13 protein-coding genes are annotated in these 14,058 nt (G+C 73.3%); 8 read left to right on the top strand and 5 right to left on the bottom strand.

Annotated elements, in window-relative coordinates; all coding sequences use genetic code 11:
- Positions 1 to 12 precede the first annotated feature (12 nt).
- Genes ACFQW6_RS01935 through ACFQW6_RS01920 form a run of 4 tightly spaced genes read right to left on the bottom strand, consistent with a single transcriptional unit; the run spans position 13 to position 3,480 of the window.
- Positions 13 to 942, bottom strand: a complete 930-nt coding sequence (locus ACFQW6_RS01935; RefSeq protein WP_378540578.1) for a pseudouridine-5'-phosphate glycosidase — start codon at positions 940 to 942, stop codon at positions 13 to 15.
- Between the two features lies 1 nt (position 943).
- Positions 944 to 1,849 (bottom strand): carbohydrate kinase family protein, encoded by a 906-nt coding sequence (locus ACFQW6_RS01930; RefSeq protein WP_378540576.1) that lies wholly within the window; start codon positions 1,847 to 1,849, stop codon positions 944 to 946.
- A gap of 34 nt (positions 1,850 to 1,883) precedes the next feature.
- Complete coding sequence (locus tag ACFQW6_RS01925; protein WP_378540574.1) at positions 1,884 to 3,101, bottom strand: MFS transporter; 1,218 nt, start codon at positions 3,099 to 3,101, stop codon at positions 1,884 to 1,886.
- Complete coding sequence (locus tag ACFQW6_RS01920) at positions 3,088 to 3,480, bottom strand: DUF3054 domain-containing protein (RefSeq protein ID WP_378540572.1); 393 nt, start codon at positions 3,478 to 3,480, stop codon at positions 3,088 to 3,090. Before ACFQW6_RS01920 ends, ACFQW6_RS01925 begins: the two co-directional genes overlap by 14 nt.
- Positions 3,481 to 3,513: 33 nt before the next feature.
- Between ACFQW6_RS01920 and ACFQW6_RS01915 the strand changes: the two genes are divergently transcribed.
- The 8 genes from ACFQW6_RS01915 to ACFQW6_RS01880 all read left to right on the top strand — a co-directional run bounded on the left by ACFQW6_RS01915 (position 3,514) and on the right by ACFQW6_RS01880 (position 12,744).
- Positions 3,514 to 4,821, top strand: coding sequence for a cytochrome P450 (locus ACFQW6_RS01915; protein ID WP_378540570.1), 1,308 nt, complete (start codon positions 3,514 to 3,516; stop codon positions 4,819 to 4,821).
- Between the two features lie 96 nt (positions 4,822 to 4,917).
- Positions 4,918 to 7,164, top strand: a complete 2,247-nt coding sequence (locus ACFQW6_RS01910; RefSeq protein ID WP_378540568.1) for a GAF domain-containing protein — start codon at positions 4,918 to 4,920, stop codon at positions 7,162 to 7,164.
- Positions 7,161 to 7,538, top strand: coding sequence for a response regulator (locus ACFQW6_RS01905; RefSeq protein WP_378540566.1), 378 nt, complete (start codon positions 7,161 to 7,163; stop codon positions 7,536 to 7,538). The genes ACFQW6_RS01910 and ACFQW6_RS01905 overlap by 4 nt, the downstream gene beginning before the upstream one ends.
- On the top strand, positions 7,532 to 8,644 hold the full coding sequence (locus ACFQW6_RS01900; RefSeq protein ID WP_378540564.1) for an adenylate/guanylate cyclase domain-containing protein: 1,113 nt from the start codon (positions 7,532 to 7,534) through the stop codon (positions 8,642 to 8,644). The genes ACFQW6_RS01905 and ACFQW6_RS01900 overlap by 7 nt, the downstream gene beginning before the upstream one ends.
- Before the next feature lie 4 nt (positions 8,645 to 8,648).
- On the top strand, positions 8,649 to 10,214 hold the full coding sequence (locus ACFQW6_RS01895; protein ID WP_378540562.1) for a peptide ligase PGM1-related protein: 1,566 nt from the start codon (positions 8,649 to 8,651) through the stop codon (positions 10,212 to 10,214).
- Entirely contained in the window at positions 10,211 to 10,837 is a 627-nt protein-coding gene (locus ACFQW6_RS01890; protein ID WP_378540560.1) for a histone deacetylase, read from the top strand. Before ACFQW6_RS01895 ends, ACFQW6_RS01890 begins: the two co-directional genes overlap by 4 nt.
- A 25-nt stretch (positions 10,838 to 10,862) precedes the next feature.
- The gene (locus ACFQW6_RS01885; RefSeq protein ID WP_378540558.1) at positions 10,863 to 11,912 is read left to right on the top strand and encodes a family 43 glycosylhydrolase; all 1,050 of its coding nucleotides are present in this window, start codon (positions 10,863 to 10,865) and stop codon (positions 11,910 to 11,912) included.
- A 25-nt stretch (positions 11,913 to 11,937) separates the two neighbouring features.
- A complete protein-coding gene (locus ACFQW6_RS01880) occupies positions 11,938 to 12,744 on the top strand; it encodes a thioesterase family protein (RefSeq protein WP_378540556.1) in 807 nt (268 codons plus the stop codon).
- A gap of 181 nt (positions 12,745 to 12,925) precedes the next feature.
- Here ACFQW6_RS01880 and ACFQW6_RS01875 read toward each other — a convergent pair whose 3' ends face one another.
- Positions 12,926 to 14,032 carry a hypothetical protein gene (locus ACFQW6_RS01875; protein ID WP_378540554.1) on the bottom strand — a complete coding sequence of 369 codons (1,107 nt, stop codon included), beginning with the start codon at positions 14,030 to 14,032 and terminating at the stop codon, positions 12,926 to 12,928.
- Positions 14,033 to 14,058: the final 26 nt, after the last annotated feature.

Genomic DNA, 14,058 nt, shown 5'->3' with positions numbered 1-14,058 from the left:
TCCGCGCGGCGCTCAGCGCCGGGTTCGCTCAGGCGGGGTCCTGAGCGCGACGTGCTCGCGCGCGATGGCTGCGCCGAGGCGCGCGTTGTGCTCGACGAGCGCGATGTTGGCCGTGAGCGAGGCGCCGTCGCTGATCTCGACGATGCGGCCCAGCAGGTAGGGCGTGGCGTCCTTGCCGGTGATGCCGAGGGAGTCCATGTCGGCGAGCGCGCGGTCGATGATCGCGCCGATCTTCTCGCCGGGGATCTCGGACTCGGCCGGGATCGGGTTGGCGACGACGACGCCGCCGGCGAGCCCGAGGTCCCAGTTGGCCCGCATCAGCGCGGCGATCTCGGCGGGGGAGTCGACGCGCATCGGCGCACCGAAGCCCGACGAGCGGGAGAAGAACGACGGGAACTCGTCGGTGCCGTAGCCGAGGACCGGCACCCCCAGCGTCTCGAGCTTCTCGAGCGTCAGGCCGATGTCGAGGATGCTCTTCACGCCCGCGCAGACCACCGCCACCGACGTCGTCGAGAGCTCGGTGAGGTCGGCCGAGACGTCGTACGACGTCTCGGCGCCGCGGTGCACCCCACCGAGTCCGCCGGTCACGAAGACGCTGATGCCGGCGAGGGCCGCCAGCCGCATCGTCGAGGCGACGGTCGTCGCGCCGTGCAGTCCGCGGGAGACGACGTAGGGCAGGTCGCGCAGCGAGACCTTGATGACCGAGGCGTCGGAGGCGAGCAGCTCGAGGTCGTCGGCGGACAGGCCGATCGTCGGCCGGCCGTGGAGCACGGCGATCGTGGCCGGCACGGCGCCGCCGTCGCGGACGATGCCCTCCACGGTGCGCGCCATCTCGACGTTCTGCGGGTAGGGCATGCCGTGGCTGATGATGGTGCTCTCCAGCGCGACGACCGGCAGGCCGGACGCGAGCGCGTCGCGGACCTCGTCGGTGACGGTCAGCATCTCAGGATCCCTTCTCGGACGGGTGCTGCTCGATGGCGTCGGCCAGGTCGGGCCGGACGGTGTGGGGGCTCGCGACGGTCGCGGCGGCGGCGCGGTGACCGAGGCGCGCGGCCGCGACGGCGTCCTCGCCGCTCAGCCAGGCCGCGACCCAGGCGGCGAGCATCGCGTCACCCGCGCCGGTCACGTCCACGACGGTGGCCGGGACGGCCGGGAGGTGGACGGGCTCCTCGCCGCGGCTGCACATCCACGACCCGTTGGCCCCGTGCCGCACCCAGACGTGCTCGACGCCGCGCTCGTGCAGGTCCGCCACGGCAGCGCGCCAGTCAGCGTGGTCGCGACCGGTGAGGGCCGCGATCTCGTCGGTGTTGGGCGTGACGAGGAACAGGTCGTGCACCAGGTCGGCCAGTCGCCCGGCCTTGGCCACCGAGACCGGCTCGAAGGCCACCGGGACGTCCGCCTCGGCGGCTGCGGCGACCACCCGAGCAGCCTGGGCGTGGGCGAGGTTGCCGTCGAGCACGACCAGCGCCGCGTCGGTGAGGTGGACCGTCTCGAGCTGCAGCTCGTCGACGATCGCCATGTCGGACACCGCGGCCACGAGCTCGCCGCGGTCGTCGAGCACGGCGGTGTAGGTGCCGGTCGTCCCGGGCGCACGGCGTACGGCGGCGACGTCGGCACCGCACGCGGCGGTCACCCGCAGCGCCTCGTCGCCGAAGGCGTCGTCACCGACGGCGGACACCAGGCGCACCGGTGCGCCGAGCAGGCCCAGGCACGCCGCGACGTTGCGGCCGACGCCGCCGGGGGAGATCCGGGTGTGGCCGGGGTTGCTGGTCGCCGGGACGAGGGGCGAGGAGGTGCGGGCGACGACGTCCATGTTGGTCCCGCCGACGACCACGACCCACTGCTTCACGCGCAGATCCTGACAGAGGGACGGACCTCCCGCGTCAGATCTCGTCGTCGACGTACGTCGGTCGCGCCACGCGCACGCCCGCGATGGTCAGCGGCACGGAGGTGAGGGCGAGCAGCACGAGGATGAGGGTCCAGCCACCGGTCGCCTCGTGGACCAGACCGACGAGGAAGGGCCCGACGGCGGCGAGGGCGTACCCGACGGGCTGCACGAAGCCGGAGAGCTGGGCGGTCACCGACGGGTGGCGGGTGCGGGCGGCGATGAGCGCGATGGCGGTCGGGAACGCGAGCCCGGAGTAGCCGAGCATCAGCGCCCAGGCCCACGGGACGGTGGCCGGCGCGACCAGGAGGCCGGTGTAGCCGAGGGCGAGCAGCACCCCGAACGACACCGCCATCGCGCGCAGGCCGCGACCGCGCTCGATGATCGTGGGCAGGACCAGGGCGCCGGCGATGCCGACGCTCGAGAGCAGCGCCTGCAGCGCGCCGGCGTGGGACGCGGAGATCCCGGCGTCTCGGTAGATCTGTGGGAGCCAGCCGAACTGGACGTAGGCGTGCATCGACTGGACGCCGAACAGCACCGTCAACGCCACCGCGGTGGGCGAGTGGACGATCCGCCCGCTGGGGGCGGCGTCCCCGCTGACCTGGTGCTCGGCGGGGGAGCGCCGCTCGTGGAGGGTCAGCCATCCCCACAGCGGGAGGGCGACCACCGCGAGGAGGCCCCACATGCCGAGGCCGGCCCGCCACGACCCGGCTGCCTCGCTGACCGGCGCGGTCAGCACGGAGCTGAGGGTGGCGCCCACGACGAGGCCGGTGCCGTAGACGGTCATCAGCGCGACGGCGTGCCCGTGAGCCTTGATCCATGCCGGCACGAGGACGTTGCCGACCGCCATCCCGGCCAGGCCGACGACGGTGAGGAGCAGGAAGAGGGGGACGTCACCCGTCGTGACGCGCAGGAGGAGGCCGAGGGCGGCCAGGGCGAGACCGATCGTGATGCCGGCGGTCATCCCGACCTTGCGGGCGAAGGCCACCGACACGGCCCCGATGAGGCCGAAGACCAGCCCGGGCAGCCCGGTCATGGCTCCGGCGACGGCGGCACTCATGCCCAGCCCGGTGCGCAGCTCCTCCAGCACGGGTCCGACCGACGACGCACCGGGACGAAGGTTGACCGAGACCAGGACGACGGCGGCGAACAGGACGCCGAACGCGAGACCGGAGGAACGTACGGCGCCGCGCGGGCGGGCGTCAGCGTCGGTCACGAGCACCGACCCTCGCAACGGCCCTCGCCCCGACGCCGGCACCGATCCTGGTCGCGATCCTGGTCCCGACCCTGCGCAGCACCAGGAACGCACCCAGGACGAGCGTCGCCACCACGACGAAGGCGGTCGCGGTGCCCTGGCCGCTGGCCTGACGCAGCACCATGCCGCCGACGAGTGCGCCCACCCAGACGACGAGGCCGGAGGTGACCGCGGCGGGCGGCCTCCTCGCTGCGGCGAGGGCCGCCCAGGCGAGCAGCGTGCCGGCGAGGAACGGCCACGCGGTCGTCCACCAGCCGGCCACGGTGAGCGAGTCGTCGTGGCTGAGCCGCCCGACCGCCGCGAAGACGGAGACGAGGAGGAGGTCGAGCACGAGCCACATGCCGGCCAGCCTAGGCAGCACTACCCTCGGGTCATGGCGCCGCCCACCACTGAGCTGAGGTCGGGGGTCCACTGGGGTGTCGCCCACGGCCTGCCGACGCTGTACCTGCGTCGGGCAGCCGCCCAGGGCGACCTCCAGGCTCGTCTCATCCGGCTCGGGGCGACCGGCACGGACGGGGTCTTCGACCTGGTCGAGGAGATCCGGTCGCAGGGCCCGCTCTACCGCTCGCGGATCGGCTACGTCACGACCAGCCACGCCGCCGTACGCCACGTCCTCACCAGCGACGACTTCCGCACCGGGCTGCCGACCGCCCAGGGCGCGCTGGGTCGGATCTCGCGATGGGCCGCGCCGACCACGCTCCACCCCGTCGAGCCACCGTCGCTGCTGGTGACCGAGCCGCCCGACCACACCCGCTACCGCAAGCTCGTCACGCGCGTCTTCACCATGCGCGCGGTGGAGCGGCTGCGCGAACGGACGGAGGAGATCGCCTCTGACCTCCTCGACTACCTCGAGAAGGAGGCGTCGGGTCCCGTCGACCTCGTCGAGACCTACTGCTCGGTCCTCCCGGTCACCGTCATCGCCGAGATCCTCGGGGTGCCCGAGGACGAGCGGGCGCAGGTCCTCGCCTTCGGCGCGGCGGCCGCGCCGAGCCTCGACCTGGGTCTCGGGTTCCGGCGCTACCGGTCCGTCACGCGGGCGCTCGCGCAGTTCGACGCCTGGCTCGGCCGGCACCTCGAGGCGCTCCGCCGTACCCCCGGCGACGACCTGCTCAGCCAGCTCGTCGCCGTCCGCGAGGAGGGCCGCGGGCTGGACGAGACCGAGCTGAAGGCCACGGCCGGACTGGTCCTCGCCGCGGGCTTCGAGACCACGGTCAACCTGCTCGGCAACGGCATCGCGCTGCTCCACGACCATCCCGACGAGCGGGCCCGCGTCACCGCCGACCCGTCGCTGTGGCCCAACGTCGTCGAGGAGGCGCTCCGCCTCGACCCGCCGGTGCTGCTCACCGGCCGGATGGCGGTCCGCGACGCCGAGGTCGGCGGCGAGGAGGTGCGCGGGGGATCGATGGTCACCGCGATCCTCGGCGGCGCCAACCGCGACCCCGAGGTCTTCGCCGACCCGCTGCGCTTCGACGTCGCCCGGGCCAACGCTCGCGACCACATCTCCTTCTCCGCCGGTCGCCACCACTGCCTGGGTGCCCAGCTCGCCCGCATGGAGGGTGAGGTCGGTCTGCGCGCGATCTGGAACAGGTTCCCCGACCTGCGGCTCGAGCCGGGCGCCCGTCGCCGCGAGACCCGCATCCTGCGCGGTTTCGAGACGCTCCCGGCCACGCTCCCACCCTGAGCCCGCCAGAGCGTCGGTCCTTCCCCAATTCGGGGCTTGCTGGTCACCGAGCGCAAGAGCACACTCGGAGCGCGGGGGGCTGCAGGGACGGTGCCCATGGAGGACGGCCCGACGACGGGAACCGGCCGCGGTGCGGACGTGCACCGCAGGCTGGACGACGTCCAGGAGCAGGCGGCGGCGACGCGCGAGATCCTCGAGGCGCTGGGACGTGCGGGGGCCGAGCCGGGAGAGATCCTGGACACGATCATCGAGCGTGCGGCAAGGATGTGCCGGGCGGACGCCGCCCAGATCTACCTGGTCGAGGGCGATGCCTTCCGGCTGTCGCGGGTCGCTGGGCACGTTCCGGAGGAGTTCCGACGCCACCAGGAGCAGCACCCCATGCCGGCGGGTCGCGACAGCCTGCTGGGTCGCGTCGCCCTCGACCGGACCACCCAGCAGATCGCGGACGTCCTCGCGGATCCCGACTACGGGCGCCACGACCTGCAGCACCTGGCCGGCTACCGCTCGCTGCTGTCGGCGCCGATGCTCCTCAACGGCGAGGTCATCGGGATCCTGTCGGTGTGGCGCACCGAAGCGCGTCCCTTCGACGAGGGCGAGATCGACCTCATCAGCACCTTCGCCTCCCAGGCGGCGATCGTCCTGCGCCAGGTCGAGCTCGTCGCCGCTCTGGGTGCCCGCAGCCAGGACCTGGCCGCCAAGGTGACCCAGCTCGAGGTCCTGCGCGAGATCGGCGACGCGGTGAGCTCGAGCCTCGACCTCGAGGAGGTCCTCGGCGAGATCGTGAGCGGCGCCGTACGCCTGACCGGTGCCGACGGCGGCTCGATCATGGAGTACGACCCCGACGGGGACTGCTTCCGGGTGCGCGCCACGGCCGGCGGCACCGAGGTCCTCACCGAGCGGCTGCGCGACCTGCGCATCGCTCGCTCGACGTCGCCGGTGGGGAGATCGGCGTCCGAGCGCACCACGCTCGAGATCGCCGACCTCGGGTCCGTGCCGCGCGACGAGCACCTCGACGTGCTGTACGACGACGGCTGGCGCTCGCTGCTCGCGGTTCCGCTGGTCCGTCGCGACCGGCTCGTCGGGGCACTGGTGATCCGGCGTCGCTCCAGCGGTGGCTTCGACGACGAGACCCCCGAGCTGCTGCGGACCTTCGCCAACCAGTCCGGTCTCGCCATCGTCAACGCGCGCCTCTTCGGCGAGCTCGACACCAAGCGGGCCGAGCTCGAGGTGGCCAGCCGGCACAAGTCCGAGTTCCTCGCGAGCATGTCGCACGAGCTCCGGACCCCGCTCAACGCCGTCATCGGCTTCTCCGAGGTCCTCCTCGACCGGTTGTTCGGCGATCTCAACGAGCGACAGGAGGAGTACCTCCGAGACATCTGGACCTCGGGAAAGCACCTGCTCGAGCTCCTCAACGAGATCCTCGACCTCTCCAAGGTCGAGGCGGGACGCATGGTCCTCGAGCCGAGCCTGGTGTCGGTGCGGGCCTGCCTCGACTACGTCCTCTCGCTCGTCCGCGAACGGGCCGCGGCGCATGCCGTCGAGGTCGGCCTCGAGGTGGGGGACGACGTGGGGATCGTGTGGGCCGACGAGCTGCGGCTCAAGCAGGTGGTGCTCAACCTGGTCTCGAACGCCGTGAAGTTCACGCCCGACGGCGGTCGGGTCGACGTCCGTGCCGAGCGCGACGAGGGGGACGTCGTGATCCGGGTGATCGACACCGGGGTCGGTGTCCCGCCCGAGGACCGCGAGCGCATCTTCGAGTCGTTCCAGCAGGGCCGCCGCGGCACGCCGCAGGAGGAGGGAACCGGTCTCGGGCTCACGCTGTCGCGTCGCATCGTGGCGCTCTTCGGGGGAACGCTGTGGATCGAGCCCCAGGCGGATGCCGGCGGCAGCACCTTCGGCATCCGCGTGCCGCTGCCGCGCGTGGAGGCGGCGAGCGAGGGCGGGACCGGGGGCGGGCGCACTGTCCTCCTGGTCGACGACGACCGCGCCTCGCTCGACCTGATGACGGCCTACCTCTCGGCCACGCCGGTCCAGGTCCTGCGCGCACATGACGGGCTGGAGGCGCTCGCCCTCGCCCGTACGGCGTCCCCCGTCGCGGTCGTGCTCGACATCCGGCTGCCGCGCGTGGACGGCTGGGAGGTGCTGACCCGCCTCAAGGCAGACCCGGTCACGCGGTCCATCCCCGTCGTGGTGGTGTCGATCGTCGACGAGCGGCAGCGCGGCCTCCGGCTCGGGGCCGCGGCCTACCTGCTCAAGCCCGTGCGCCGCGAGGACCTGCTCGAGGCCCTCGGCGTCCACGGCGTCGGCACGGGTCTCGACACGGTGGGGGGTGGGGTGCCGTGAGCCCGAAGGTCCTGGTCGTCGAGGACAACGCCCTCAACCTCAAGCTGGTCCGTGCCGTCCTCGAGCACGCCGGCTACGACGTGGCAGCCGCGGCCACGGGTGAGCTCGGGGTCGCGTCGGCAGCGAGCGAGCCGCCCGACCTCGTGCTGCTCGACCTGCAGCTCCCCGGCATCGACGGCCACGAGACGCTGCGCCGGCTGCGCGACGGCGTGCTGCCCGACGGGGTCCCCGTCGTCGCCGTCACCGCCCTCGCGATGGCGGAGGACCGTGACCGCGCGCGGCGCGCAGGCTTCGACGGCTACCTCGAGAAGCCGATCAGCCCGCGGGCGCTCCCCGCGCAGGTGGAGCGGTTCCTGGGCGGCGGTGCATGGTGACCGGCGAGACCGTGCTCGCGGTCGACGACCAGCCGGCGAACCTCCGGCTGCTCGACGCGGTGCTCACGCCCCGCGGCTTCGAGGTCCTGACCGCGACCAGCGGGCCGGAGGCGCTCGACCTCCTCGGGTCGACGCCGGTCGACGTCGTCCTGCTCGACGTGCAGATGCCCGGCATGGACGGCTGCGAGGTGTGCCGCCTGATCCGGCAGGACCCGCGCACCGAGTTCCTCCCGGTCGTGATGATCACCGCCGGCGGGGGAGCGCAGCGACTCGAGGGGCTCGAGGCGGGTGCCGACGACTTCGTCACCAAGCCGTTCGACCAGTCCGAGCTGCTGGTGCGGGTCCGGTCGCTCGCACGGATCAAGGGCTACCACGACACGGTCCGTCGCCAGGCCGCCGAGATCGCCGCCTGGAACCGCGAGCTCGAGGCCCGGGTGGCCGCCCAGGTCGAGGAGATCGAGCGGATGGGCCGGCTGCGCCGCTTCCTGTCGCCGCAGCTGGCCGACGTCGTCGTCGACGACGAGAGCCTCCTGGCCAGCCACCGGCGTGAGATCGTCGTCGTCTTCTGCGACCTGCGCGGCTTCACGCCCTTCGCCGAGGCCTCCGAGCCCGAGGAGGTGATGCACGTCCTCGGCGAGTACCACCTGGCGCTCGGTGCGCGGATCGAGGAGCACGGCGGCACGCTCGAGCGGTTCACCGGCGACGGCGTGATGGTGTTCTTCAACGACCCCGTGCCCGTGCCCGACCCCGCCGGTGCGGCGATCTCGATGTCGCTGGCGGTGCGCGAGGACGTACGACGCCTCGCCGTGGGCTGGGAGCGCCGAGGACACGCCCTGGCACTGGGGATCGGCGTCGCACAGGGCTTCGCGACGCTGGGTCGGATCGGCTACCCCGGTCGCTCGGACTACGCGGCCATCGGCAGCGTCACCAACCTCGCGGCCCGCCTGTGCTCCGACGCCGGTCCGTGGCAGGTGCTGGTGACCGACCGCGTGCTGGCGCAGGTCGAGGAGCAGGTGTCTGCGCACGCCGTGGGCGACGTGCAGCCGAAGGGGTTCAGCCGGCCCGTGCGGGTGCACGACGTGCTGGCGCAGAAGACCGGGAGGTAGGCGGATGGACCAGTCAGGGACGGCGTTGGCGGACCTGGACGAGGAGCAGCGGTACGCCGCGTTCGACGTCCTCCAGGAGCAGCTGCCGCGGGTGTGGGAGGCCATGCGGCGCGACCGGCCCGAGGAGTCGGCGGTCGTGGTGCCGTCGATCAGCCTGGAGCGCACGACGGCGACGAGCGGGACGCTCATGCAGGCGATGGAGGAGCGCGCGCTGTTCCAGCTGCTGCTCCTGCGGCAGCCGATGCTGACCCTGGTCTTCGTCACCTCCTCGCCCATCGCCGACGAGATCGTCGACTACTACCTCGGCCTGCTGCCCGGCGTCATCCCGAGCAACGCGCGCCGCCGCCTGCGGCTGGTGTCGGTCGGCGACGCCTCCACGCGACCGCTCAGCCAGAAGGTGCTGGACCGGCCCCGCGTGCTGCGCCGGATCAGCGAGCTCGTCCCCGACCGGTCCGTCAGCCACCTCATCCCCTACACGACGACCGAGCTGGAGCGGGACGTCGCGATCAGCCTCGGCATCCCGATGTACGGCGCCGACCCGCGCCTCGCGCCGCTGGGCAGCAAGTCCGGCTGCCGGCGGCTCTTCGAGGACGTGGGCGTCCGGGCGCCGGCAGGGGCCGAGGGTCTCCGGACGGTGGACGACCTCACGACCGCGGTGACGCGGATCCGGGCCGACCTCCCGTCGGTGGCAGAGGTGATCGTGAAGATCAACGAGGGCGTGTCCGGGTCGGGCAACGCGCTCGTCGACCTCGCCGGCCTGCCCGCCTCCGGCGTCCCCGATGAGGGGGCCGCCGTGGCCGCCCGGATCCGCGAGCTGCAGCCCGAGGCGGTGGGCCTCGGCGTGGAGGAGTTCCTCGCGGCCTTCGAGCGCCTCGGCGGCGTGGTGGAGGAGCGGATCACCGGGAGCGCGCTCACCAGCCCGAGCGTCCAGATGCGGGTGCTGCCCGACCGAAGCGTCGAGCTGCTCTCGACCCACGACCAGCTCCTCGGGGGCGCGAGCGGCCAGCAGTACCTCGGTTGCGTCTTCCCCGCGGACCCCGCGTACTCCCGCTTCATCTCAGAGCCGGCCATGGCCGTCGGGCGCGACCTCGCCGAGCGCGGCGTGCTGGGGCGGTTTGCCGTCGACTTCGTCACGGTCCGCGACGCCACCGACCACTGGACGGCTTACGCGATCGAGCTCAACCTCCGCAAGGGCGGCACCACCCACCCCTTCCTCACCCTGCAGTACCTCGTCGGCGGGGCGTATGACGGTGACGCGGGGCTCTACCGCGCGGCGTCGGGCACACCCAAGTTCCTCGTCGCGACCGACCACCTCGAGGACGACCGGCTCATGGCGCTCACCCCCCGCGACGTGTTCGACGTCGTGGCACGCAAGCGGCTGCACTTCGACCACTCGCGCAAGACCGGCGTCGTGTTCCACATGATCAGCTGCGTCACCGAGTGCGGCCGCCTCGGCATGACGGCGATCGGGGACAGCCCCGAGCAGGCCTGGCAGACCTACCAGGACGCCACCGACGCCCTGCTGGAGGAGGCCGAGCTGGCGTGCACGCCGGGGGAGCTGCCCACGTGAGCCATGGCGGTCCTCTCGTCTGGTACGCCGCCTACGGGACGAACCTGTCGATCCCGCGGCTGGCCTGCTACCTCTCGGGCGGGCGCCCCCCGGGAGCCGCCCGACGCTACGACGGGTGCCGGGATCCCTCCCCGCCGCGGGACCACCGGCCGGTCGAGCTGATTGGGCGGCTGTCCTTCGCCGGCGAGTCGGGGGTGTGGGGCGGCGGCATGGCGTTCTTCACGCCCGGCTCCACCCCCGGTGCCCGACACGTCGTCCACGCGCGTGCGTACCTGCTGCGCCTCGAGCAGCTCGGCGACCTCGTCGCCCAGGAGGCGCGGCACCCGGTCGGGACGGACCTGTTGCTCGCCGGCGACGGCCGACCGACCCACCACGGGCTCTCCCGCACCTACGACGTGCTGGTGGATGTCGGTGAGCTGGACGGGCACCGCATGCTGACCCTGACCGGCACGACCGTCCCGACCCCCAACGCCCCGTCCGCGTCGTACGTCCGCACGATGCTCGAGGGGCTGGCCGACGGGTTCGGGCTCGACGCGGACGCCCGGGTCGCCTATCTTGCGACCGCCGACGGGGTTTCGCCTCGCTGGACCGCGCAGACGCTTCGTCGAATGTTGCCCCCGTGAGCCGGCTCCGGGATAGGTTCCCCCGGTGCCGAACCGAGGAGCAGCGCGCCTGCTCGTGCTGCTGCTCGCGGCGACCCTGCTGTCGATCGCCGGTCCCGCGTCCGCCGAGGAGTGGGTGCCGCGCCCCGTGCTCAACGTCGACTTCCCCGATCCCGCGGTCGTGGCCGCGCCCGGCGGACTGGTCGCCTACGCCACCGGTGACCTCGTCCCGCACGCGTGGTCGCGGCAGCCCGACGGGCCGTGGCGACGCGGGCCGGGCCTGCTGACGCACAAGCCGTCGTGGTCGCGCGAGGGCGGCGTGTGGGCGGTCGACGTGGCGCGCGTCCGCGGCCAGTGGCTCCTCTACTACGCGACCCCGGTGAAGGGGATGGGTGAGCACGGACGCTGCATCGGTGTCGCCCGTTCGCGCGCCGCGCGCGGGCCGTTCCGGCCGGTCGGCAGCGCTCCGCTCGTGTGCCCGTCGTATGCCGGCACGCCCACCGCGCAGGACCCGCTGCTGCCCCGCGACCCGACGCTCCCGCGCGCCGGGGTGATCGACCCGTCCTACTTCCGCGACGCCGACGGGTCGTCGTACCTCCTCTACAAGACCGATCGGATCCCCTCCACCGTCCGCGCGGTCGCCCTGACCCGCGACGGCCAGTCGGTGCAGACCGGGGCGACCAGCGTGGAGCTGATCCGCTCGGAGGGCGTGCTGGAGAACCCCGCGCTCACCCTGCGTCCCGAGGGCTACGTGCTGCTGGCCTCCGAGGGCGACTGGACGCGTTGCGGCTACCGGACGACGTGGCGGCGTTCGACCGTGCTGCTCGACTGGACCGCGGCCGTCGGCGGGGTCTTCCTCGACACGACGACCACCGGCCTCTGCGGCCCGGGCGGTGCCGACCTGGCGGAGCGCAAGGACGGCGAGCTGACGGCGTTCCTGCACGGCTGGACCTGCCGCGACACCGTGCTCCCGTGCACCGGCACCGGCAAGTGGGACCACAAGCCCGGCCAGCGGGGCCGGCGGGCGCTGTACGCCGCCGAGCTGGGCTGGCTCGACGGTGTGCCGCAGGTCACCCGCTGGCTCCGCGCCCGCTGACCAGGCTCGGACCTAGGCTCGGAGGATGGCCTCCGAGTGGGACACCCACACCTCCCTGACCGCGGCCGGTGACGGCCTCTTCGGCGCCGAGCTCGACCCCGGGTGGGTGGTCGGAGGTGGCGTCAACGGCGGCTACCTCCTCGGCGTCATCGGCCGGGCGGTCGCCGAGGCCGTGCCGGCGAAGCCGCACCCGCTGGCGGTCAGCGCCTACTACCTCTCCGCCTCGCGGCCCGGATCCGCGCAGGTCTCCACGCGCGTGCTGCGCGAAGGCGGCTCGGTCGCAACCGTCGCGGCCGAGCTCGGCCAGGAGGGCACCACCCGGATCACCGCCCTGGCGACGTACGGCGACCTGCGGACGATGCCGTCCGACGTGGGCACCACGGCCGAGGAGCCCAGCCTGCCGCCGATCGACGAGTGCGTCCCGGCGTCGCTCGCCCCGGAGGACGTGCGCCGGATGGCGCCGCTGCTGGAACGTTTCGACATGCGCTTCGACCCGGCCTGCGTGGGGTGGGCGATGGGCGCCCCGAGCGGCAACGGGCACATCCAGGCGTGGTTCCGGATGGCCGACGGCCACGACGTCGACCCGGTCGGCCTGCTGATGGTGTGCGACGCCCTGCCCCCGGTCACCTTCGACCTCGGCCGCCCCGGCTGGGCGCCGACCCTCGAGCTCACCGTCCACGTCCGCGCCGTCCCGGCGCCGGGGTGGTTGAAGGTCTCGCACCGCACCCGCAACGTCGCGGGCGGGATGTTCGAGGAGGATTGCGAGGTCTGGGACTCCGCCGGCCGCCTCGTCGCCCAGAGCCGCCAGCTGGCGATGCAGCCGCGCGCCTGACGACCGTCCACTGCACACTGAGTCGCCCAGAGACTCAACGTGCAGCCCGGGCGTGTCGTGGCGGCCGCTGGACAGTGAGTCGCCCAGAGACTCAACGTGCAGCCCGGGCGTGTCGCGCGACCGCTGGACAGTGAGTCGCCCGGAGACTCAACGCGCAGCCCGGGCGTGTCGCGGCGCGGGGTCAGTCGAACCAGCGCCGGTCCATCGACAGGATCCAGCGGCGACGGGGGTGCTCGGTGACCGACCAGATCCGGTCGGTCGAGGGCCAGTAGGTCAGGTCCTCCGGCCCCATCGGCAGCGCCCAGCGCCGCTCCCGCATCGAACCCGGCCGACCGGCGAAGACGCTGCCCGGCATCCACGGACCGTGGGACACCGTCACGTGGTAGCGGCCCGCGGCCAGGACGGCACCCTGCATCTGCCGCACCCCGCCCTCGTCGACCGCCAGCGGCCGCGAGAAGCCGTCGTCGCCGGTGGCGAGCTGCCAGGTCGCCGGGTCGAGCGCGTAGCGCGCGAGCCGGGTCGTCGCGTCGGGGTTCAGGGCGTACTCACCCGCGAGCAGCGCCGGCGGCTCCGAGCGCCGGTCGAGCGACATGAAGGAGTAGCGCAGCTTCTCGTGGCCCTTGTCGGCGAAGGCCTGGTAGGTGAAGCGGACGGGCAGGACGTAGCGGTGCCCGTAGGAGTAGAGCGAGGTCCCCTCGATGCCGAACCGGTCGGGGTGGTCGTCGTCCCCGGCCACCCGCATGATGTCGTCGACCCGCGCGGTGACGAAGCCGCGGCTCGTGGCCGCGACGTGGAGGTAGGGGCCGGCCCACACGATGCCCCCGGCGTGGATGCTCATCGGCCGCAGGGTGAGGTGGCCGGCCTTGTCGAAGACGGGCGAGACCAGCAGCACGTGGCGGTACTTCCCCGAGTCCAGGTCGACGAAGGTCACGCGCGAGCCGCGCTTCACGCCGTCCTTGCCCGTGGAGTACCACGTCGTCACCACGACCCGGCGCCCCCCGATGTCCTCGGTGTCGGAGGAGTCCGCGCTCGTCGAGATGCCCTGGGGGTACCACTGCTCGTCGCGCTCGTCGTAGTCGTCCCAGCGGTACGCCTCGCGCACCGCCCGGCCGAGGAGCCGGGGCACGACCCGCGCCCGCCGCACGTCGTACTTGAGGTCGTCGAGCAGCCCGTCGAGACCGGTGGGCTCGCCGAGCACCGAGGCCAGGGCCGCGATCTCGCGGACGTTCTCGTCGGTGCGTCGCAGGTGGACGCCCTGGACGTTCGGCGACTCCGAGGCGGTGGTCATCCTCCGACAGTAGCCAGCGGCCGCGG

This window comes from Nocardioides sp. GCM10028917 (assembly GCF_042666175.1).
In the GTDB taxonomy this organism is placed as follows: domain Bacteria; phylum Actinomycetota; class Actinomycetes; order Propionibacteriales; family Nocardioidaceae; genus Nocardioides.
The sequence above is the reverse complement of the archived record's forward strand: the minus strand, read 5'-3'. Positions and strand labels throughout refer to the sequence as shown.

Bases quoted from the DNA above. Each gene is read 5' to 3' on its own strand.
- ACFQW6_RS01935 (WP_378540578.1), bottom strand. From the start codon at position 942: ATGCTGACCGTCACCGACGAGGTCCGCGACGCGCTCGCGTCCGGCCTG.
- ACFQW6_RS01920 (WP_378540572.1), bottom strand. From the start codon at position 3,480: ATGTGGCTCGTGCTCGACCTCCTCCTCGTCTCCGTCTTCGCGGCGGTC.
- ACFQW6_RS01915 (WP_378540570.1), top strand. From the start codon at position 3,514: ATGGCGCCGCCCACCACTGAGCTGAGGTCGGGGGTCCACTGGGGTGTC.
- ACFQW6_RS01910 (WP_378540568.1), top strand. From the start codon at position 4,918: ATGGAGGACGGCCCGACGACGGGAACCGGCCGCGGTGCGGACGTGCAC.
- ACFQW6_RS01900 (WP_378540564.1), top strand. From the start codon at position 7,532: ATGGTGACCGGCGAGACCGTGCTCGCGGTCGACGACCAGCCGGCGAAC.
- ACFQW6_RS01895 (WP_378540562.1), top strand. From the start codon at position 8,649: ATGGACCAGTCAGGGACGGCGTTGGCGGACCTGGACGAGGAGCAGCGG.
- ACFQW6_RS01880 (WP_378540556.1), top strand. From the start codon at position 11,938: ATGGCCTCCGAGTGGGACACCCACACCTCCCTGACCGCGGCCGGTGAC.
- ACFQW6_RS01875 (WP_378540554.1), bottom strand. From the start codon at position 14,032: ATGACCACCGCCTCGGAGTCGCCGAACGTCCAGGGCGTCCACCTGCGA.